Source organism: Microcoleus sp. B13-B6, assembly GCF_036705405.1.
Classification (GTDB): domain Bacteria; phylum Cyanobacteriota; class Cyanobacteriia; order Cyanobacteriales; family Microcoleaceae; genus Microcoleus.
Map to the genome: position 1 here is coordinate 36,815 of NZ_JAUBUJ010000040.1, position 20,000 is coordinate 56,814.

Below are 20,000 nucleotides of genomic sequence, written 5' to 3' on the forward strand. Positions count from 1 at the left end.
TAGGAACTGTATCAAGGCAAACTCATACCAAAACCTATGTCTCAATCGATCGCCCCAGTTTTACCAGACCAGCAACTCGATACTTCCCCAACTTTAACCTTTGAAGAATACAGAGTTTATCAAGGAGAATCTGATGTAAAATATGAACTGTACAAAGGCAAATTAATCCCGATGCCAACAGCCACAATTTTACACATCAAAATTTGCGAATATTTTGTTTACCAATTGCAGCGTTACCTAGCTGAACACAATCTTGACTTAGTAGTAAAAACGGGTCTGGGAGTGAGAACAGATGAAGATAAATCTCGGATTCCCGATGTAGTTGTCTGCACTCAAAGTCTTTTGGAACAAGCTGCTGCTAGACCAGGTGCAGGTATCCTCGAATTTGATGAAAAGCCGCTGTTAGTGGTAGAAGTAGTCAGCGAAAATCGCCGCGAAGATTACGTGATTAAACGCGGAGAGTACGAATTAGCGAATGTGCCAGAATATTGCATTGTTGACCCTAAAACGGGGAAGCAAAAAATCCGGCTTTTTGCATTGATTGAAGGTGAAGATGGTTACACGTATACAGATTTCTTGCCTGGTGAGGAAATGGAATCTGTAGTATTTCCCGATCTAGTTTTATCGGTGGATGAAATACTAAACCCGCCATTGGTAGAGGAGTTAGTTAAGGCAGAAAACGCTCAATTGCGGCAACTCGAACAGGAAGCTGCAATGGAACGCCAACGGGCCCAAGAGCAGGGTCAACGTGCCCAAGAGGAACATCAACGCGCTGAAAGATTGGCGGCAAGGTTGCGGGAATTGGGCGTAGATCCTGATGCTGTGTAGGAAATTAGATCAAGTACGTGAAGCGAAGCTATCCCGCTCTTAATCGCCATTGATCTATCTCAATCATCTAGTGGCAAGTCGCGCAGGAAATAAAAGCGATCGCTTTGCCCATTTTCTCCTTTAATTCGCCCTAAGTAACCAGTCAGCGGTGAAGAAAGTTCTATAGTCAAATCCTTTACTGATTCCTCTGTCAGCTTAGAATCAGTGGCGGCAAATGTAGCATTGTATTGAACTCTAATCTCAACAACCGTTGTAAAGTCGCTATCTGAGCAAAGTTGTTTAACTGCTTGTATGATTTGCGATCGCAGCCTAATTTCTCTTTCAACTTTCTCAATATAATCCTTAATTCTGTCGTCAATTTGCCGCCCCATTTCTAGATAGGGCTTGAGTTCAACTAAGTTGACAGCACCTGGATATTTAGCTTTTAACTCAACTAGCTTCTGTAAAGTCATGGCATTAATAATACTAATTTTCCATTGTTGTGCTGATTTCAACATATCCGCCGAAGGATTGCCAGGGCCAATCACTAACTTGGTATATCCTAAAATTTTATCCGCACCTAAGTGCATTCCTCCTAGTTTAATCAATTCCTCAGCAGTTCGACTAGGGATAAGCCTACCCGCTTTACACTCACCAACTAAGGGGTAAGGTTTGGAACAAAATAAATCCAAACCACCAGCACCGCCTTTGTACTCATTCTCTATCTTGAATCCTAAGAATTCAAGGCTTTGACGTGTGACATTCTCAAAATCTGTCCCTGCTTGATAGTTGCTTTTTTTTTCTTGTAGTTCTATGCTGCGATTTCCCAAAGCTGCGATCGTTTTAATCCAATCTAAATCTATATCTGGTTTTGCTGCTGGTAATTTTTCCGACCAACCTAGAAACATTTTGATTTCTGCGTCTAGTTGTTTGGCTTTTGGGTTGGTGGTGGATAAAAGCACTAATGCACTTTGCAACTCTTCCAATTCTGGATGTTCTGGCGGCTCTAGTTTTTCCAGCTTTTGACGGCGTTTGGCAAACATAGACTCGCTCAACACAGGCGTTGAATCAGTAACAGTTAGGGATTTGGGCAAAGATACAAAATTGCCGCTCGGATGCACTGGCATTTCCAGCGGCTGAGGTAGCAGATAAACGCGAAGATGAGCTATAAAAAGATAAGGTTTTTCTAGGAGAGTTTGCTGTAATGCCTCTGTTGTCCAGACTGTTAACTGCGACAAAATTTCTAATGATTCAGGATCGTTTAGTATTTGGCACAATTCACATCTAGCCCAAGCTTTAATGAAAACTTTCTCAGAATTTAACTGAGCAAGTGCGTTTTGAGCAACAGGCCAAAAACTTGAGCGATAATGTTGTTCGTGAGGCAGCAAATTAATCGAGATATCGGCTGGATAGAGGGCAAATGTTCGCCCCGGATTCAGGAACATCCGAGGTATAGCTGCGATAGATTGTCCTTGGATTAAAGCTTCGATATCTGGAACTGGTAAAGCCAGCGCTGTTTGAAGTAAAATTGATTGGTTCATACTTAACTAAATGAGCCGCTTAGATCACCAGCATCTGTATCATCACTGTTGGAATGGTTGAAAATGTCTGCTAAAAGGTCGAGTTCATCTTCATCATCGACTACAGGCATTTGATTGGACGGATCGCTCAAAATTTCTCGCAGTAAAAGATTGTAAAAAATGAGCTTCTTCTGAGACATAAAAGCCAAAACCTCGTCTTTTGTTAAATTATACTCTGTGCATTTTTCATAAACAGCACGAAGAGCAATCAGCGGTTTTATTTGCTCTTCAATCAAATACACAATCTCACCGCCTTTTTCTACTGATACGAGTTTTTCTAGTAGCTTGTAGGCTTGAGAATTTTTGCTCATTTTCTCTATTTTTGATTGAGAACGGACTAAACAACCCCGCGTTAAATCAAATTTTTGATAGTCAATTAAGCGCCTTAATCCTGCAACTAAGTCAGATTGAGAAGTTTGAATGACTGCAACACCAATCTTTATCTTTTGTCCATTTTCGACACCAATTATCTTGAAATCAATCCAACGCCCATTTTCTAATTTTGGTTTCACATCTGTCATAATATTATTAATTTTTACGTTGTCAATAGTCTCACCTATCAGGGTTGAAAAGCCAAAGCAAATAGCATTAGCAATTGTGACACTATCTTTCATCTCCTCTCGGATATCTGCATCAAGTTCATTGGTTAAAGCCAACTCAAACCGCTTAACAGCATCTTTTGGATCTTCAGATATTTGAGGTATAAAAACTTTACAATTCTCTGCACACCATGTCAAAGCTTCCCGTACCGTTGGCTTATTTTTCCCATATTCTCTCAGTTGATTTTCCTCAAATGGGTAGAGGGGATAAGGAGGGGTTAAATTCCTGACATTATAAAAATCTTCCAACCATAACTTGACTAAATCTACTAAGGAATCACCATTCAAGTATTTTAACTCGATGGGTTTTCGCTGTGTGTATGTTGAAATTCGATCGAGTATGCCAGCAGGCATTATATTAACTGTTTTCCAAGTATCGGGTGACATTACTGTGATAATAACCAAACCTTGACTGAGTTCTGATTGTTCGAGAGTATCGTACAAACGCTTAACGAGATCGGCAATTACCTGCGGGGTTGTGAATCCATCATCTCTACAATTGGTGTCTACATCTATTTCATCAAAACAAATGATTATAGGACTGTAGTAACTCACCAAATTTAAAATTTGCTGGATATTATTAAGAGCTTCTGCTTCTCTGCCCTGATTAGTCTTGCCGGAATTAGTTGGCAATCCTAGTTCCTCAGCTTTAGATTTATCTAACTCTTCACCAGATAACCATTTAATAGCAAAAGGTGTTTCAAATTCTGATAAAGTCCACAAAACAGCTCTAACAATATAAGGATCTGCCTTTGATTTGGATTTGAGAACTTGCTTAGTCAGGGCTTTCATGTAATTCTTATTTTTAGTAGCCCAACTAGCACAGACTTCATCAAATTGATCGAGTAGTTTTTGAGGAGAAAGATTCGGTGCAGCAGGATTCCTCGCTTTGAAACATTCGTTTGCCATTGCTGCCGCTATTTCCTGCCACTGCATGACACCTTGCCTACCTACGCGACTTAAACTGTTAGCTAAAGTTTGCTGAAATTGATGTTTTGCAAAGTTCAAGTCGGTGTAATTATTAACACTGGCATAAACAAATAAAGCACTGCCAGTGCTTTCTAGTCTGTGGCGAACACGACTCAAAACGTGGCTTTTTCCGACTCCCATTGCAGCAGTTAATACCAGTGAAGTCACCTTTTCTTGACTAGATCGAATTGTCCGTACTTTTTCAATAGCCTGAAAAATTGCATCGGAAGCGTGAGCATTTAGAGTAGGAAGATCAGGAAAACCTTTTGTCCAAATAGCCTGTTCTTTAACAATTCCAGATTTACTAAAAGGATTGTGATTTTGAATCGCAGCATTGATGGCTTCTATTGGAGAAACTGGTAGATTATTCATGGTTATTAGGTGTGAGGTGAGGTAACGAACTAGAAAAAAATTGAGAACAATTTTATGGATTCAAACGCTTGGCATAGTAACGCAATGTGCCGCCAGGAATGATGATTGAGTCTTCACGTTTATCTGGGGTGATGTCTCGCATTTCTCCAGCCATTAGCTGGAAAATGTCATTAGCCTGCATTTCCAACAGCCACTCGCTGAACTGAGAACGGCTGACTTTTTCCCCAATTTCTCGCCGCATCCGATAAATCGGCACTAAATCATCTAAGTTATAATCCCGGTTCAAGCTGTCATACACATCGATCGCCACAGCCTTAAAATCGTTATATGATGCGATCGTCCCTACATCCCCTTTCCCCTTCTCAACCGCAACACTTGCCGCACCATCCTGATGCCGAATCCACTTCAACAAAGAATTTCCCAGCCGAGTACCAATTTGAGAACCATCAAACTCAAACAGAGAATCCTTACTTTTCAAGCCTTCCGCTAAAACTTCTTTCCCTTTCGCGCTCAATTCCACCAGCGTCACCCGATTTACCAGCGAATACTCGATCGCCCCAGTCGCCTGCAACTCGCCGAGCACTCCCAGATATCTCTGACTCGTCTCATTAGTGCGAACAATCCGCTTAGTCAAATCCCCCTTTTTCACCTTCATCTTCCCGCCGCCCAAATCCCACAAATTCAGCAGTACCCGAACTTTCGCCTTCGCATCCCACACCGCTTGCTCTTCCGGTGTCAAAGTGTTAGACACCGGAATTTCATCTTTCTCAGACATATTCATACCTTTAAATACTTGTTTTTACTCTTAGATTTTACCAGAAACCTTCCTGGCCAACATTTAAACTTTTCCGCAAAAATCCGCGCGAGGCTACGCACAACTTATGCAAATTTCATTTAAAAATAATAGGGATTGACTAAAATTGAATTCTTTGATAAAATACCGGATCTAACGAGCGATCGCACTTCAACTTCTCTGCACCAAATGCGATCGAAACAATTTTAAGCACAGCCCGCTATGCTCTAGCAACCTCAACAAATGTAGCGATCCCAACCGCAGCTAACAACCAGCAAACCAGATTAAATGCGACTTTAGTTCAATACCGGATTCTGCCTTTAGAAAGACGAATTCAACCTAAACATCTTGTTACATTGCAATAGCAATCAAAACATTGAACAAGATTTTACCCATGAAAACTATTCCCGATCAAATTTCCGACATCAAAGAAAAACTTCCAGATTTGACTCCCACCCCTCCTGGTTTAAAAGCTCAAGCATCTAGCCACGACCTCAAAGCCCGTTTAGATTGGGGCGAACCCGGACTCACAATCATCGACGCTCGTGATTTTGAAAGCTTCACCAAAAGCCACATTACCGGCGCGGTAATGATGCCAATGGACGAATTAGTTGAGCGCGCACAATCGAGTTTAGAACCCATCCGCGACATCTACATCTACGGCGAAAACGACCAACAAACCGCCGAAGCTGCCAATCTTCTCCGCGCTGCAGGCTTTCAAAAAGTAGCCGAACTAAAGGGCGGAATTCCTGCTTGGAAAGCCATTGACGGCCCTATGGACGGCTCTGGCGAACACGATACTCCTGGCCCCGACGCCTACAACGTTTTCTCTCGCTTGCAACACCACGCCGAAGCTCAGAAAACGAAGAAATAACCTCAGATTGGCGGCAGGATTCGCCCACAGAATCTGACACTTAATAAACCCGGTATCGCAAAAGTTACCGGGTTTTACTATCCGAACTTATACCAAATCCGTCTTATATTTTCTTAATCTCTTAGAGAGAGACTTCCTTTGTAGAGGATGGGTTTCAACCGCCGACTCTTAACTTCCTGCTATCCAAATATGCCTTAACTTCCGCGAACATTAAGCGGTTGGCATCAAAAGTAATCCGTGTAACAGCTTCCTCAAAAGAAAGCCAAGCAGAATTTTGAACTTCCTCCTCTTGCAAAACAACTTCCATCGAATTGACAAAACCCAAAAAATAAGTCACAGTCTTTTCAATCGGCTCCCCATCCTTAACAAAAGAATAGTGTTCCGTAAAACTCGGCTCATCCAGCATTTCAAAATCCGATATACCAGTTTCCTCCAGAAATTCCCGCCTTGCCGTTTCCGCAGGAGATTCCCCCGGATTCGCGTGACCTTTCGGAAACGCCCAATGTCCCGCTTGATGTTGAATCAACAAAAACAAAGCATCAGCTTCTTTTCCAAAAATCGGCACAATCCCAAAACATTCATCTTTCATTTTTCTGATATTTCCTATTAACTATTATGTTTTTTTAGTCCGCGTAAGCGAACTTAACTTGAGTAGATGCGATTTCAATCGCCGAGTCTCTGAAATTCCCACCCTAACCGAGTCTGCTGTTCATAAACCCGCTTCAAAGTATTAACATCCCTCGCTGAAATAGGCGGAGGATTTCTCACCTGAGAAAAATAAAGCACATCAGTTTCCATCAAACTGTGGCCCCAAATTCCCAAAGCGTGACCCAACTCGTGCCGCGCCGTCGCCGGAATATACTTACCCACTTGATTCGGATTCAAATAAACCGAAAACCGATGAGATAACACAGTTTTATCCCCATCCCGACCGGGGTACAATTCATAGGTAGCCTCTCCAGAGCGCGATCGCAAAACCCCTTGACGCAAAGGCGGAGCCCGACGTAAAATCCTAATATCAGCCACCTCCGAAATATCCACCACTTCCAAAGGCAAATAGACCCCCCATTCCCGGACAACATCCAACACAGCCCCCACCCATTCTTCAGACTTATTACCATCAACTGGACGCTCAACATAAACCTGAATCGGAAACTTCGACCACAACAAATGACCAAAATTCGGTGGCTTAACCTGGTCAAAATAATCACCACTATCCGTGGAATCTTGCCAATTCGCCAGCGTTGGCGGCAAAGGATGAACCTGTGGATTCGGGAAACTATTCGGGAGAGAAGAAAGAGTCGCCGCCGGAGTATTAACCTGAGTAAAAATTATCAGGCTAAAACAACATAAAGCCAATCCCAAACCAGCCAGCAATCGAGGTTTTAATGTCACTTTCCCCAACCGCATTTTTGCAACCGCACTTAAATTTAATCTTTAGGGCGGGCTAGAAGCCCAACCCCTACTCCCCACAATATTTATTTATGTGGCACGGGCGTCTCGCCCGTGAGCTAATGTGGCACGGGCGTCTCGCCCGTGAGCTAATGTGGCACGGGCGTCTCGCCCGTGAACTCATGTGGCACGGGCGTCTCGCCCGTGAGCTAATGTGGCACGGGCGTCTCGCCCGTGAACTAATGTGGCACGGGCGTCCCGCCCGTGAGCTAATGTGGTTACAAATCCAAATTTTATAACTTAGGCGTCAACCAACCAGCACTCAAAATCACAGTCAAACCCATAAAAACAATAGACAGACCCCAAGTAATGCGGTTCAGACTCGTTTCTGCACTCTTGGCGCTGGTAAACAATTGAGCTTGTCCGCCAATCCCTCCAATACCATCGCCTTTAGGACTGTGCAGCAACACAAAAATCACAAGTCCTAAAGCAGACAAAGACCAGATAACTTGTAACACAGAAACAATATCCATAATCGGGGGTAATTGGTAATTAGTAATCGGTAATTTATTATCATATCAAATTCGGTTGATCGCACACAATCTCCTCCGGGACACAGCATCGTACCCATTGTTGTCAAATTAAGCTGTTAGTCCGCCAGTCCGCCAGGGAATGAATTCCCTGTCTCAAAGCGAAAGTCCTCTTAAGAGGACTGAAAAGAAGAATTTTTGGTGCTGCTGAATCCAAGTATGATTTTGCCTGATGGGGTAATTCTAAGTGCTTACGCTGTCAGCAGTGGGGCAACCACGGGGGGATTGCCCCTACAAATTTCATACCCCAATTCACCAACGCCGAATTTTTAAACTCATTAGTCCTCTTGAGAGGACTTTCGCTATTAGACAGGGAATTCATTCCCTGGCGGACTATCGGATGGGCGGGAGGACTGGGCGGATGACAGCTTAAGTTGACACCAATGCACAGCGCCTTTGTCCCTAATCCTGCGTCCCTACTACAATCGGACTCGCACCGGAGTGCGATTGGCGCGAACTTCAAAATTAGCGGGTTCAATCATAGAACGTCCCGTCATCTCCGGGGGCTGAGGCAACCTCAACAGCTCCAGAATCGTCGGCGCAATATCCGCCAAAGAACCATCCGCCCTCAGAGGAACATCCGTTCCGTGGCCCGGAATCTTCAGACCTTCACCTTCTACCAGAATAAACGGCACGGGGTTAGTAGTGTGAGCCGTCCAGGGATTCCCGTCATCGTCAAACATCTGCTCAGCATTTCCGTGGTCAGCAATAATAATTGCCGTTCCCCCAGCTTTACTAATGGCGCTTACCAGCCGCCCCAAACATTTATCCACAGTTTCGATCGCAATTATCGTCGCATCCATCATCCCCGTATGACCAACCATATCCGGGTTAGCGTAGTTAATCACCATCAACGAATAGATGCCTTTTTCCAAAGCCGTCACCACCCCATCCGTCACCAAATCCGCCGACATCTGGGGCGCCTCATCGTAAGTCCCCACCATCGGACTCTGCACCAACTCCCGGTGTTCCCCGATAAAAGGCTCTTCCAGACCCCCATTAAAAAAATAAGTCACATGAGCGTACTTTTCAGTTTCCGCCGTCCGCAACTGCTGCAAACCGTGCTTAGAAATCACCTCGCCCAGAATATTGTTCAAATTCTGCGGTTCAAAAGCCACCATTACCGACGACAACTTCGGGTCGTACTGAGTAAAACTCGCAAACGCCAGCGGCTCAATTAACTGCCGTTGAAACCCCTTAAAATCGGGCACCACAAAAGCCTGAGTCAATTCTCTAGCCCTGTCCGGGCGAAAATTAAAGAAAATTACCCCATCCCCCGATGCCACAGCCCCCGGAGCAATCCGAGTCGGAACTGCAAACTCGTCGGTCACTCCTTCAGCATAAGAGGCCTGCAACACATCAACCGCCGATCGACCGTCAGGCGCACCCTCAGTCGTCATCACCTCGTAAGCCCGCTGCACCCGATCCCAGCGCTTGTCCCTGTCCATCGCGTAGTAGCGGCCGCTGATGGTCGCAATCCGACCCACCCCTACCTCTGCGATATAACTTTCAATCTTGCCTAGAGCTTCGACACCCTCTTTCGGAGTAGTATCACGGCCGTCTGTAATCGCGTGAATGCAAACATCCGAAATTCCCTGTGCTTTTGCTAATTGCAGCAAACCCTTAATATGACTGAGATGGGAATGAACCCCACCTTCAGAACAAAGACCAGTCAGGTGCAACTTGCCGCCCGTGGCGCGAACTTTCTCGCAAAGCCCAACCAGCGCTTTATTGTTGAGCAAAGAACCGTCTTCCACTGCATCCGAGATCCGCACCAACTCTTGAGGAACCACGCGACCCGCGCCCAGATTCAAGTGACCAACCTCTGAGTTACCCATTTGTCCGTCTGGCAGCCCTACCGCCCGGCCCGATGTTTTAATCAGAGTTCTGGGATAAGCGGCCCAGAGACTGTCCATCACGGGTGTTTTCGCAGTGGCGATCGCATTTCCGTCTTTTTCTTCACGATAACCCCAGCCGTCTAGAATAATCAGCACTACAGGAGATACAGACGCTTGTGCCATGTGAATACCTTATTTACAATAATTAATTTCTCGATTTTCATGATTTCCGATTTTGCGGAACATCTGCCGCTAATCAGTTTACATATTTTCTCGGCTCCGGCTGAACAATGCCAACCAAAATTCCCTTAGCCACAGCATTGTGGGAACTAATCTCGACCTGCTTTGGGAATTGTTTAATTGATTGCCTTGGGCTGTACTGTGAATGCACAGTCGGAGGCTGTTACCTATCTCACCAACAGCGACCCTGCTTTTGCGGCCGCATTTTCACGAATTGTTTAACGGTAGGTTGCTATTTAAACACTAAAAAGAATACCACAGATGGCGGACTTTTACTACTGCCTCAAGGAATAGATTAAACAGCTTTGACTGGGCTGGGAATAACTTTAAACCAGTTGAGCAAAAATCCGTTTCCGAATCGGCTCACTTTCAGCGGACATAAAATTCTACAACATCTTTTTTAATTTTGACATCGTAATTGCCAAAGAAATCGTGACCGAGCAGACCTATTGGCATTTGTTTGGCGATCGCCACTTCGACATTTTGGATCGCAGCACCCCCAACCCGAATCGATCGCACTACGCCGATGGGGAACTCGACAAAGCTACCGTCAGCGATCCCCGCTCTGATGGTACGCACCGGCCTCACTCCCAGTGCAGTAGCCATCCGCTGAGAAATCAAAGTGCCACTGGCGCCGGTATCGAGAATCATCTCAAAAGTCTGGTTGCCGTTAAATACCACATCAATCACCGGCGTCCCGCCTGCGCGACGCTTGATTTTAGCTTGAAATACCTGTGGATTCCCCGGAGGCTTCGCCCGTTGATTTGCTGGGGGTTTGGCACCACCATTTGACGGGTTCCAAAACTGAGAGTACAATTTGCCAGTTGTCAATCCCGATCCCGTTATAGTGCGATTCCCTACCCTTCGGGAACCCCTGCGGGGAACGGGATAGCTGCGCCGCGCGTGCTGCTGGGAACTCACATCGGGCATCAATGTCATCACCTGGGTTTCTGGCTGATGTGAATCAGAATGCACCTGGCCGCCCCCCACCGATCCCACACCCACCAAAACGGTCGCAAAAACAAAGCCCGATCGCCAAATCCGCTTGAGAATCACTTTTGCCATGATCTAAATACCTTGATTGCTTCAATATTTCCCACAACGACCGCCATTGATATCCTAACTTGCTCCACAAAACCCAGCGGCCGAAGAGTCCGATCGGATCGTGAGGAAAACTTGGCAATTTTCAAGCGATCGCATAACATCGAACACAGATAAACTGATAAACGGCAACAGGCTGTAATTGCAGAGCCTTGTTGGATATCTTGAAATTAAGCATTTGGGGACGATCGGCAATGCACAAACTTTTATATTTTGCAACTATAGGACTACTAGCTTTCTCGATCGCAGGCTGTGGTGGCGAGGGCAGCAACACAGCCAGCCCCAGCCCCAGCCCCAGTGCAGCCTCTCCATCTCCGGCAGCCTCTGCCAGCCCCACCCCAGGAACTCAGACATTCCAGTCTCCAGTAGTAGCGGCCCAGCCTCCAGGGTTAATTCGATCGACCAACCCAGACGAACGAGCGAGACAGGCTCAAACAGGCATCGGCAACAACAAAAACAGGAATCCAACGCTTCCGCTTCAGCCGGTGCCCCAAGGCCCTGTGACACCGAATCCTTCTCAGTTAGACCCCTTTGGGCCGCTGCCACCGATCGCAGTTCAAAACCCTCCCGGAGTTGGCGATATCCCCGGCGGAGTCCCAGCAGGGCCCATGACAGCCAATCCGTTGCCCAAACTGCCACAGCGACAGGTGGCAATGATACCTAAACTGCCAGAACTATCCCGCCCAGTCCAAATTGGAGGAACTAAGCTCAGAGGCCCGGCCGCTCCCCAAATCAATCTCAGCCCGACAGCAAGACGCGTTGTCAACGAATTCAGGACGCTTCAGGCTTTGCTAGACGAGACCACACAAAACTCTGAGTACGATAGGGATGTGGGTACATTGGTCGACACTATTTACGGAACATTGAGAGAGGATAATGTTGGTGTAGTCAGACGAGAGTTACTACTAACTAACCGACCATTATTCAGAAGAATAGAAAAGGCCCTGGATGAATATCGGACAGCCTCAAACTTGTGGGACATTTATGGAGAAAGATCACCTGCTGATGCTCTCCGATGTTCCATCGTGCCGGAAATTGCCGAGGCAATTGAGGTATATCGACCGCCGACAGTAAGAAGGGGGGAACTTTCTTGCGTGACGCGAGGAAATTTGCTGCAAGCAGTTTGGCGACAGGGTAAGAATAGACTTGATGCAGCCCTCCGCGATCAAGACTATGAGGCGCGAACAATCGCAAAAGCTCCTCTTCTGCCAGTTCTATCCGAAAGTCCGACAAATCGTCAGCCCGAAGGCGAGAGGGCCCTGGGTCGGGAATTAGCCCGGTTGCCAGAAGTGCCTGGGCTAAACCCCCCGCCAGTAGGGCGTCGCCCAGCGGGATCACCGTTAATAGCAGCGGGCCCCGGAGATCCTTCTCTGCCGGGAGGCGAAGGCGTGGAAGTTGGCTCCCCGCGCCAAGTTCCGGGACTTAATGCGCCTCAATTGGGCAGTCGCCCCGGACAGCCAGGTTTTCCCGGAGGCGAAGGCGCGCAAATAGGCTCGCCGCGCCAAGTTCCGGGACTCAATACGCCTCAATTGGGCAGTCGCCCCGGAGATCCTTCTCTGCCGGGAGGCGATGGATCGGAAATTGGCTCGCCGCGCCAAGTTCCGGGACTCAATACGCCTCAATTGGGCGGCCGTCCAACTTCATCACCAACTACCGGTAGGAATCCGCGCCGTCCTGCACCCCCGCGCCCGCCCCAGCCCATTGCAGCTAGACCCATAGGAGTGCCGGATCTGCCGGAACTGCCAGTAGACAAGCGCCCGCCCCAGTGGAGAGACCCCAATCCCCCACCTCCTCCCCAGATACCCGTAGTTCCTGCAGCACCGCCACCGCCTTCTACTGACCTCGCTACAGGCACTGAAGTCAGTGGGGTGGTAAAAGTCGGGAACGAGACGCAAGTGATTGTCAAAGTACCGAATGAACCAACCAGCCGATATGTCAAAGTCGGGCAGCGGTTGTCTAACGGGCAAGTGTTGGTGAAGCGGGTGGATATCAAGCCCGGAGGAGATCCCGTCGTAATTCTAGAGGAAAACGGCGTTGAGGTAGCCAAAGGTGTTGGCGAAAAACCTGCAAGTCGCGAACAAAAACCCGCCAATGCAGTTATTAGCCGTCGGCCAAATCCGAATAGCTCAACGCGGCGCTGAAAATTGACATTAAAGCATGAAAAATGCTAAGGGCAAAAACTCTAATTTTTGCCCTTAGGGTTTATGGCTGATATCGAATCTGAAGGTAAAATTAATATAGAGTGAGTTAGTCGCTTCTGGGAAGAAACATTAGGGATTAAAAAATAGAAGACTTTTCAGCGAGTCTTAGCTTCTATAAAATCCCTATTAGTAATGGAAGTCAAAGGAGATTTCTCATGCTCGGTTCAATTCAAAAATTAGGGATGGTGATATTAGTTGCTTCTTGTATAGGCAGCGCCACTAATCTCTTGAATCCCCAGCCATCAATGGCTCAACCAACACCACAGCCAACACCAGAGGCAAAACCCGAAGAAGAAAAACGCTCTCCCTTCTGCCAAGGAAATCCTCCGACGGGAAGAGTGAAATGCAATTACGAGACAGGCGATAATTACGAGGGAAACTTCGTTAACGGCCTCCCCGACGGCAGTGGAGTCTACGTTTACGCTAATGGCGATCGCTACGAAGGACAATTTCGGAAGGGAGTGCCCAATGGTAGAGGGACATTCATTTTTAAAGATGATGCCCGCTACATAGGCGTGTTCCAAGACGGCACGATGAGATATGGGACGGTGGTTTTCCCCAACGGTGAGCGCTACGTGGGAGACTTCGGAGTCGTCCAGAACCTTCAGACTAATGTTATTAGCAGCCAACCAGCAGGGCGGGGTCAATTTTTTTACTCCAACGGCGATCGCTACGAAGGACAATTCTTTGCAGGTTCGCCCTTTGGCCCAGGGGTATTAGTACGCAAAGACGGCACTCGCTGTTCCGGCAGATTTTTTAATCAAGAACTAGATGCTAGTGTCACCTGCACTTTCCCCAACGGTACGCGCTATGAAGGAGAATTGCGAAAGGGAGTGCCTCACGGTGTCGGAACGATGATCGATGCTAGCGGCAGGCGCTTTCCGGGGGTATTTCGCAACGGCAAACGCGGAGTTTCGTAAAGCATAAATTGAGGTTTTCAGGCCACTTTTGACCAGAAATCGGACAAAAGACAAATGACGAAGCAAAATAATATCCAGAAGCGTATAGGAGAGACTTTGTTAATGATTTCCCGTTTTAAAACCAGTGGAATCGCTCTATTAGTTACATCAGTGTTGGGAATTGGTAGTTACGCGACTTATCCCTTGCCATCAATGGCGCAAGTAGGGGTAGGAGCTCCGAGTGGTCGTTGCGTCCCAGCTATCGCTACAGGTAGAGTTAGGTGCGACTATGACGGCGGTGATAGCTACATCGGACAGTTCGTTAACGGTTTGCCGAGTGGCACTGGGGTATACGTATATTCCAACGGCGATCGCTATGAGGGGCAGTTCCGTCAAGGCCAGCCAAACGGTCGAGGACAATTTATATTTAAGGACGACGCCCGCGTCGAGGGCATATTCCGAGATGGCAGAATCAGCTCCGGGACAGCTATTTTTACTAATGGCGATCGCTATATAGGCCCGTTTTCTCTGGATTGGAAAGTGGGTACGCCGACAGGACAGGGGCAATTCATTTTTGCTAACGGCGATCGCTTTGTCGGTCAATTTTTAGGGGGCAAGCCTTTGGGTACGGGGGTGTTCACCCGCGCTGACGGTACCCGGTGTTCGGGACAGTTCTATAATCAAGAACTCGATGCTAGGGGTAGCTGCGCGTTTGCTAATGGTATCCGCTATCAGGGAGAGTTCCGCAAGGGATTGCCTCACGGCAAAGGGACAATTATCGATACCAGTGGCCGGCGGTTTCCGGGAGTGTTCCGCGACGGCCAGCGGCTCGAACGATAAACTGGAAATAAGTGCGCTCTATTAGTAAGGGCAGGTTGAGGGCTAATAATTTTTGCACAAAACCTGCCCTTGCTAGGTTTTAAAGTCACAACTATTGATAATTTACGATCGGCTTTTTCTCAACCGAATTGCTAATCTTAAATATCCACTTAATTGGAGTTAATGGAGGCGTTTTGATATGACAACTACTGCTTCTGCTTCCGGCCACACCGGCCAGTTTCCCTTCGACTTTGCCCCGCAGCGGACTCAAGATGCTGATTTGTTGCGACAACTCAATTTTGTGCCCGGTTTGAAGGAAGTCTTGACTTTGCGCCAAGTTCATGCTTTGGAACACGCTACTGTTTGGGTACTAAGCCAATCGTTTGGTGCGACGACAGCAAGAACCGATAATGAGTTATTGGGCGGAATGTCCACAGACCAAGGGTTTTATCTTTATGGTCACGTTAACATTGCACAGTTGCGTCAGGCAGTGCGCGAGGCTTTGCAGCGGATTGCCAGCGGAGAGTGGGATTTAGCTGTACATCCCCGCTGTGGCACGAATTTGTCGGTGGCAATGCTGCTAACGGCAGGACTTGCTGTTGGCATCAATTTAGCCCTGCCTCGCGGGCCGATTCTACAACTTTTAGGTTTGGGTGCAGCGGCGGCTGCTGCGGCTCAGTTAGCCCCTGATGTGGGAGCTCTGGCTCAGCGGTACGTCACCACTGCTATTCCGTTTAATTTGAGTGTTGTTGATATTACTGTAAGTCACGACTTCTGGGGACGCGAAGCTCATTTTGTGCGGGTGCGTTGGGTTGAATAGCTGCACAGTATCAAGCCCACCTCAAACAACAGAATACCCAGATCCCCGACTTTTTTAAGAATTCGGGGATCTGACAGAAACCTCCTAAATGCGATCGGGATCTACTCCTAATTCTCGCAACCTCGCCGCCAATCTTTCCGCCCGTTGGCGCTGCTCATCAGCTTGCTGCTCAAGTTCCTGGAACCGAGCTTGTTCTGCTTTAATCAACCCTTCAACTAATGGCGGAGACAGTATTTCATTCACTGATAATGTCAGATTAGGAAATACTACAGACACTATTTGTTGCCCCGCCCTAAAATCAGTCTGCGTATAGATGTCTTCCCCTTCAGGAAAGGCTAAAACTCGCACCAATTCCTTGTTAGGTGTAGGGTCAACAATTACATATTCAGGTACGTTAGCTAGTTCGTACTCAGCTCGTTTAATCACATAATCTGCGCGCCGATTTTGACTCACTACTTCTATGACTAACAGGGGCTTTTCCTCAAAATCGAGGATACCAGAACCTGGTCTAGCACCAGCTTGTTCCAAAAGACTTTGAGTGCAAACAACTACATCAGGAATCCGAGATGTATCTTCTTCTGTTCTTACTCCCAGACCTGTTTTTGCTACTAAGTCAAGATTGTGTTCAGCTAGGTAACGCTGCAATTTGTAAACTAAATATTCGCAAATTTTGATATGTAAAACTGTGGCGGTTGGCATCGGAATTAATTTGCCTTTGTACAGTTCATATTGTAGATCGGAATCAGTTTGATAAAATCGGTATTCTTCAAAGGTTAAGGTTGGTGAAGTATCAATTTGCTTTGATTCAACAACTGGCACTACAGATTGAGACATATCTTTTCACCGATGTCGATATAATTCTATTATATTCAATCTGCCTCGCTCTGGGTGCATTTCCGGTTAAAAATTCCCATTTATCGATCGCACTTGCCAGCAGAATTGTCAGAGAATAGTTGAATAGTGTAAAATCAACTTTGCGATCGCCCCGACAACTCGACATCACCCTTCCTTACACCATCCGAGTTCCTATGTCAATCAAAAAGATTCTTTCCATAGCGCTGTTAATTTTTATCCCCATTTCCATCGCCGCTGAGTATTTGCACTGGGGTTCCCTCGCAGTTTTCATCACATCCGCTTTAGGCATTATACCTCTGGCGATTTGGTTGAGCACAGCAACAGAAGAAGTGGCGATCGTTACAGGCCCCTCCATAGGCGGCTTATTAAATGCAGTCTTCGGCAATGCTACGGAATTAATTATTGCCATAGTTGCCCTGAAAGCCGGCTTAATTGACATTGTGAAAGCCAGCATAACCGGTACAATTATCAGCAACTTGCTCTTAGTCATGGGATTTTCCATGCTGCTAGGAGGAATCCGCTACAAAGAACAGGAATTTAAGCCAATAATCGCGCGGGTGAACGGTTCCACAATGACTCTAGCAGTGATTGCCATCCTGCTGCCGACAATGGTAATTTACACCTCCAATGGAGTCGAACCCGCAGCCATTCAAAATCTTTCCTTAATAACTGCGATCGTCCTAATTGCAGTTTATGCTTTAACTCTGCTATTTTCATTAAAAACGCACAGCTATCTTTACGATGTTGGCTTAGTAGAACTAGAGTCAGAAAATCCTCAAAATACCAAAGAAGAATCTACTACGCACAAACCGAATTTGTGGTTGTGGATAGGGGTGCTAGTTGCCTCAACTGTTGCCGTTGCTTTTGAATCAGAAATTTTCGTTGGTGTTGTCGAAGAAACTACCAAAGGATTGGGATTAACGCCACTGTTTACAGGGGTAATTCTGTTGCCGATTGTTGGCGGCGCCGCTGAATATGTAACTGCGGTGGGAGTTGCGATGAAAAACAATATGGATTTGTCAGTTTCTGTCGCAATGGGTTCGAGTTTGCTAGTTGCTTTGCTGGTAGCGCCGGTGTTGGTGATTATCGGATTAGTGATTCATCAGCCGATGGATTTAAACTTCAATCCGTTTGAAGTAGTTGCAGTTGCCATCGCCGTGACAATTGCGAATCTAATCAGTATCGACGGGCGCTCTAATTGGCTCGAAGGAGTGCTGCTTTTAGCAACATATATTGTGTTAGGAGCGGCATTCTACTTTCACCCCATTACTTGATTTTCGCGGAACAGGCACTCCGACCTGTTCCACAAAAACTCAATTTTCTTAACTGGTTCCTAGGCTGTGCCTGGGAACCGATGTAAGCGAGGCTCTGCCTCGTTTGCTTTCATGAAAATTGGAGGCAGAGCCTCCGGATCTGCGTTACCAGGCTCTGCCTGGTAACGAGTAATTCCGAATCTCAAAAGGACACTTTAGTGCTAAATAGCGTCCGGGTCTATTCCCATCTCCCGCAAGCGCGCCGCCAGTCTGTCAGCTTGCTGTAATCGAGATTGTTCTTGTCTGATTAAATCTTCGACAAGTGGGGGAGAGAGAATTTGATCCACTGATAAAATCAAATCTGGAAACTGTAAAGACACGATGTTTTGCCCAGGGAAAAAATTCGCTTGTTCGTAAGCAGTCTCATTTTCCGGCAAAGTTACAACTCTGACCCTAGTCCGGTTAGGTTTAGGGTCTGCCATCCAATATTCCGGCACTCCAGCATTTTCGTATTCTGCTCTTTTTGTCACGTAATCTTGACGCTCGTTTTGGCTGACAACTTCAACAATTAACACTGGCGTTTCATCTAAATCGAAGACGCCAGCACCAGGTCTGGCAAGCAGTTGTTCCCAAAGACTTTGAGTACAAACAATCACATCAGGAATCCGCGAGGAATTCTCTTCCGTTCTCACTCCCACATTAGTTTTTGCCACCAAATCGAGATTGTGTTCAGCTAAGTAACGCTGCAATATGTAAACTAAGAATTCGCAGATGCTTGCGTGTAAAGCCGTTGCGGCTGCCATCGGTATTAATTTTCCCCTGTGAAGTTCGTAGAGAACGTCAGGTTCTCCCTCATAGACAAGATATTCTTCAAAAGTTAAGGTGGGCGAAGCATCAACTCGATCGGTTTCCGAAACAGGTAAAACAGACTGAGACATATTTATCCGCGCTCCGGTTTTAGTTCTCTTAATTAATTTTAGCCTCTCTTCTTTTATTCCTCTGGGGTTAATTAAAAGAATTAGGTATTTTTCAAGCAGTTACGGACAGCGACACTGTTGAACAGGAAAACACTCTCGTCGGCAACTTCTTTTTCGGCCTTTACTGTCGCGACAATCAGATGTATCCCGACATTCTACCTGATCTTGACAAATTTGCTGACGGGGAAAAGTACCTAAGTTCTGTATAGAAACTTCAGCCGTAAGCGCACCCTGTTCTCTAACTTGGTCATTTTCTTTAATTTCATAGAGAAACTTATTTTCTCCCTCTAAAACCGAAAAAGTTCTTGTTTTATGACTGTTACCCAACTTAAATGCAAAATCCTCGGAAAACTCGCCTTTGTCGTAACTTCTGTCGGTGTAGGGATAGGGGTTAGTTTCCATGCCATCAGTCACATTTTTAATCATCACCCTCCTGTTAGGGGCCGGAGGAGTTTTGCTGGAGACAAATCGAGCGCTTTGCGAATCAGGGGAGAAGACAGTACCAGCACACGCACCTACATATTCAGTGCGCTTAAATTGAATCAAATTAATATTAAAAGCGTTTTCGTTTTTGACCCTAAATTGTGCTTCGCTAGTCTGCTGGGCGCTAACTGTGAAAGCTGCTAGCGTCAAAAAAAATGCTCCCACCAAAATAGCTAGGAATTTGATTTGTGGCCTCCCCGTAATAAATCTGGCGTGTTTCATCTCTCTATACCTCTCAGGTGAATAGATAGCATTTTGTTTAGAAGTTATCTTAACTTGAGAGCTGATGTGTTGTCAAAGTAGATCCAATAGGTTTCTAGTGAGGACTTGAGTCTTTGATGCTGAGTTGCGAAAGCAAGGACGGAAGTTATGACTGTGAACTTTTTAGAGTCAGGAATGAAGTCCTGATTACTGAGATGTTGCACTATTGTCAATAAGCCTTTTATGAACGGGCAAGATGCCCGTTCCACAAAGAGTGAATTTTCTTGTGGAACAGGCATCTTGCCTGTTCTTGAGAATGGTGCAACATCTCAGGAGT

20 protein-coding genes are annotated in these 20,000 nt (G+C 46.4%); 8 read left to right on the top strand and 12 right to left on the bottom strand.

Translation table 11 applies throughout. The features are described from left to right. Positions 1-36 precede the first annotated feature (36 nt). Positions 37-828 carry a Uma2 family endonuclease gene (locus tag QUB35_RS18925; protein WP_333143319.1) on the top strand — a complete coding sequence of 264 codons (792 nt, stop codon included), beginning with the start codon at positions 37-39 and terminating at the stop codon, positions 826-828. A 59-nt stretch (positions 829-887) separates the two neighbouring features. Here QUB35_RS18925 and QUB35_RS18930 read toward each other — a convergent pair whose 3' ends face one another. Genes QUB35_RS18930 through QUB35_RS18940 form a run of 3 tightly spaced genes read right to left on the bottom strand, consistent with a single transcriptional unit; the run spans position 888 to position 5,102 of the window. Then, the gene (locus tag QUB35_RS18930; RefSeq protein WP_333143320.1) at positions 888-2,348 is read right to left on the bottom strand and encodes a DUF1802 family protein; all 1,461 of its coding nucleotides are present in this window, start codon (positions 2,346-2,348) and stop codon (positions 888-890) included. Positions 2,349-2,350: 2 nt separating this feature from the next. Then, entirely contained in the window at positions 2,351-4,327 is a 1,977-nt protein-coding gene (locus QUB35_RS18935; protein ID WP_333143321.1) for a P-loop NTPase fold protein, read from the bottom strand. A gap of 52 nt (positions 4,328-4,379) precedes the next feature. Then, a complete protein-coding gene (locus QUB35_RS18940; protein WP_333143322.1) occupies positions 4,380-5,102 on the bottom strand; it encodes a hypothetical protein in 723 nt (240 codons plus the stop codon). A gap of 412 nt (positions 5,103-5,514) precedes the next feature. On the opposite strand from QUB35_RS18940, the gene QUB35_RS18945 reads away from it, so the two are divergent. Further along, positions 5,515-5,994, top strand: a complete 480-nt coding sequence (locus tag QUB35_RS18945) for a rhodanese-like domain-containing protein (RefSeq protein ID WP_333143323.1) — start codon at positions 5,515-5,517, stop codon at positions 5,992-5,994. Between the two features lie 154 nt (positions 5,995-6,148). Here the strand turns inward: QUB35_RS18945 and QUB35_RS18950 are convergent, their stop codons facing one another. Together QUB35_RS18950 and QUB35_RS18955 are read right to left on the bottom strand one after the other, a co-directional pair. Beyond that, positions 6,149-6,583, bottom strand: coding sequence for an NUDIX domain-containing protein (locus QUB35_RS18950; RefSeq protein WP_333143324.1), 435 nt, complete (start codon positions 6,581-6,583; stop codon positions 6,149-6,151). Positions 6,584-6,657: 74 nt separating this feature from the next. Beyond that, positions 6,658-7,404: a peptidase gene (locus QUB35_RS18955; RefSeq protein ID WP_445252047.1), complete on the bottom strand. Its 747-nt coding sequence runs from the start codon at positions 7,402-7,404 to the stop codon at positions 6,658-6,660. A gap of 74 nt (positions 7,405-7,478) precedes the next feature. On the opposite strand from QUB35_RS18955, the gene QUB35_RS18960 reads away from it, so the two are divergent. Next, positions 7,479-7,685: a hypothetical protein gene (locus QUB35_RS18960; protein WP_333143326.1), complete on the top strand. Its 207-nt coding sequence runs from the start codon at positions 7,479-7,481 to the stop codon at positions 7,683-7,685. Here QUB35_RS18960 and secG read toward each other — a convergent pair. The 3 genes from secG to QUB35_RS18975 form a co-directional block, all read right to left on the bottom strand. Further along, positions 7,680-7,919, bottom strand: coding sequence for a preprotein translocase subunit SecG (gene secG, locus QUB35_RS18965; protein WP_333103648.1), 240 nt, complete (start codon positions 7,917-7,919; stop codon positions 7,680-7,682). The two genes, QUB35_RS18960 and secG, sit on opposite strands and share 6 nt — an antisense overlap. A gap of 476 nt (positions 7,920-8,395) precedes the next feature. Next, positions 8,396-9,997 (bottom strand): 2,3-bisphosphoglycerate-independent phosphoglycerate mutase, encoded by a 1,602-nt coding sequence (gene gpmI / locus QUB35_RS18970; protein WP_333143327.1) that lies wholly within the window; start codon positions 9,995-9,997, stop codon positions 8,396-8,398. Positions 9,998-10,423: 426 nt separating this feature from the next. Continuing rightward, the gene (locus tag QUB35_RS18975; RefSeq protein WP_333143328.1) at positions 10,424-11,119 is read right to left on the bottom strand and encodes a retropepsin-like aspartic protease; all 696 of its coding nucleotides are present in this window, start codon (positions 11,117-11,119) and stop codon (positions 10,424-10,426) included. A gap of 200 nt (positions 11,120-11,319) precedes the next feature. Here QUB35_RS18975 and QUB35_RS18980 point away from each other — a divergent pair, with 200 nt between their 5' ends. From QUB35_RS18980 to QUB35_RS18995, 4 genes are all read left to right on the top strand, one after another. After that, positions 11,320-13,296, top strand: coding sequence for a hypothetical protein (locus QUB35_RS18980; RefSeq protein WP_333143329.1), 1,977 nt, complete (start codon positions 11,320-11,322; stop codon positions 13,294-13,296). A gap of 215 nt (positions 13,297-13,511) precedes the next feature. Then, positions 13,512-14,276, top strand: coding sequence for an MORN motif-containing protein (locus QUB35_RS18985; protein WP_333143330.1), 765 nt, complete (start codon positions 13,512-13,514; stop codon positions 14,274-14,276). A gap of 102 nt (positions 14,277-14,378) precedes the next feature. Next, positions 14,379-15,095, top strand: coding sequence for an MORN motif-containing protein (locus tag QUB35_RS18990; protein ID WP_333143345.1), 717 nt, complete (start codon positions 14,379-14,381; stop codon positions 15,093-15,095). Between the two features lie 178 nt (positions 15,096-15,273). Then, the gene (locus QUB35_RS18995; protein WP_333143331.1) at positions 15,274-15,894 is read left to right on the top strand and encodes a DUF6391 domain-containing protein; all 621 of its coding nucleotides are present in this window, start codon (positions 15,274-15,276) and stop codon (positions 15,892-15,894) included. A gap of 84 nt (positions 15,895-15,978) precedes the next feature. Here the strand turns inward: QUB35_RS18995 and QUB35_RS19000 are convergent, their stop codons facing one another. Beyond that, positions 15,979-16,728: a Uma2 family endonuclease gene (locus QUB35_RS19000; protein ID WP_333143332.1), complete on the bottom strand. Its 750-nt coding sequence runs from the start codon at positions 16,726-16,728 to the stop codon at positions 15,979-15,981. Between the two features lie 194 nt (positions 16,729-16,922). On the opposite strand from QUB35_RS19000, the gene cax reads away from it, so the two are divergent. Further along, positions 16,923-18,023: a calcium/proton exchanger gene (cax, locus tag QUB35_RS19005; protein ID WP_333143346.1), complete on the top strand. Its 1,101-nt coding sequence runs from the start codon at positions 16,923-16,925 to the stop codon at positions 18,021-18,023. A 200-nt stretch (positions 18,024-18,223) separates the two neighbouring features. Here cax and QUB35_RS19010 read toward each other — a convergent pair whose 3' ends face one another. The 3 genes from QUB35_RS19010 to QUB35_RS19020 form a co-directional block, all read right to left on the bottom strand. Continuing rightward, a complete protein-coding gene (locus QUB35_RS19010; protein WP_333143333.1) occupies positions 18,224-18,940 on the bottom strand; it encodes a Uma2 family endonuclease in 717 nt (238 codons plus the stop codon). A gap of 99 nt (positions 18,941-19,039) precedes the next feature. Continuing rightward, on the bottom strand, positions 19,040-19,684 hold the full coding sequence (locus QUB35_RS19015; protein ID WP_333143334.1) for a hypothetical protein: 645 nt from the start codon (positions 19,682-19,684) through the stop codon (positions 19,040-19,042). 44 nt (positions 19,685-19,728) lie between these two features. Beyond that, positions 19,729-19,962: a hypothetical protein gene (locus QUB35_RS19020; RefSeq protein WP_333143335.1), complete on the bottom strand. Its 234-nt coding sequence runs from the start codon at positions 19,960-19,962 to the stop codon at positions 19,729-19,731. Between the last annotated feature and the right edge of the window lie 38 nt (positions 19,963-20,000).

Coding starts and splice junctions, on each gene's coding strand:
- QUB35_RS18925 (WP_333143319.1), top strand. CDS start 37: ATGTCTCAATCGATCGCCCCAGTTTTACCAGACCAGCAACTCGATACT.
- QUB35_RS18930 (WP_333143320.1), bottom strand. CDS start 2,348: ATGAACCAATCAATTTTACTTCAAACAGCGCTGGCTTTACCAGTTCCA.
- QUB35_RS18935 (WP_333143321.1), bottom strand. CDS start 4,327: ATGAATAATCTACCAGTTTCTCCAATAGAAGCCATCAATGCTGCGATT.
- QUB35_RS18940 (WP_333143322.1), bottom strand. CDS start 5,102: ATGTCTGAGAAAGATGAAATTCCGGTGTCTAACACTTTGACACCGGAA.
- QUB35_RS18945 (WP_333143323.1), top strand. CDS start 5,515: ATGAAAACTATTCCCGATCAAATTTCCGACATCAAAGAAAAACTTCCA.
- QUB35_RS18950 (WP_333143324.1), bottom strand. CDS start 6,583: ATGAAAGATGAATGTTTTGGGATTGTGCCGATTTTTGGAAAAGAAGCT.
- QUB35_RS18955 (WP_445252047.1), bottom strand. CDS start 7,404: ATGCGGTTGGGGAAAGTGACATTAAAACCTCGATTGCTGGCTGGTTTG.
- QUB35_RS18960 (WP_333143326.1), top strand. CDS start 7,479: ATGTGGCACGGGCGTCTCGCCCGTGAGCTAATGTGGCACGGGCGTCTC.
- secG (WP_333103648.1), bottom strand. CDS start 7,919: ATGGATATTGTTTCTGTGTTACAAGTTATCTGGTCTTTGTCTGCTTTA.
- gpmI (WP_333143327.1), bottom strand. CDS start 9,997: ATGGCACAAGCGTCTGTATCTCCTGTAGTGCTGATTATTCTAGACGGC.
- QUB35_RS18975 (WP_333143328.1), bottom strand. CDS start 11,119: ATGGCAAAAGTGATTCTCAAGCGGATTTGGCGATCGGGCTTTGTTTTT.
- QUB35_RS18985 (WP_333143330.1), top strand. CDS start 13,512: ATGCTCGGTTCAATTCAAAAATTAGGGATGGTGATATTAGTTGCTTCT.
- QUB35_RS18990 (WP_333143345.1), top strand. CDS start 14,379: ATGATTTCCCGTTTTAAAACCAGTGGAATCGCTCTATTAGTTACATCA.
- QUB35_RS18995 (WP_333143331.1), top strand. CDS start 15,274: ATGACAACTACTGCTTCTGCTTCCGGCCACACCGGCCAGTTTCCCTTC.
- QUB35_RS19000 (WP_333143332.1), bottom strand. CDS start 16,728: ATGTCTCAATCTGTAGTGCCAGTTGTTGAATCAAAGCAAATTGATACT.
- cax (WP_333143346.1), top strand. CDS start 16,923: ATGTCAATCAAAAAGATTCTTTCCATAGCGCTGTTAATTTTTATCCCC.
- QUB35_RS19010 (WP_333143333.1), bottom strand. CDS start 18,940: ATGTCTCAGTCTGTTTTACCTGTTTCGGAAACCGATCGAGTTGATGCT.
- QUB35_RS19015 (WP_333143334.1), bottom strand. CDS start 19,684: ATGAAACACGCCAGATTTATTACGGGGAGGCCACAAATCAAATTCCTA.
- QUB35_RS19020 (WP_333143335.1), bottom strand. CDS start 19,962: ATGCCTGTTCCACAAGAAAATTCACTCTTTGTGGAACGGGCATCTTGC.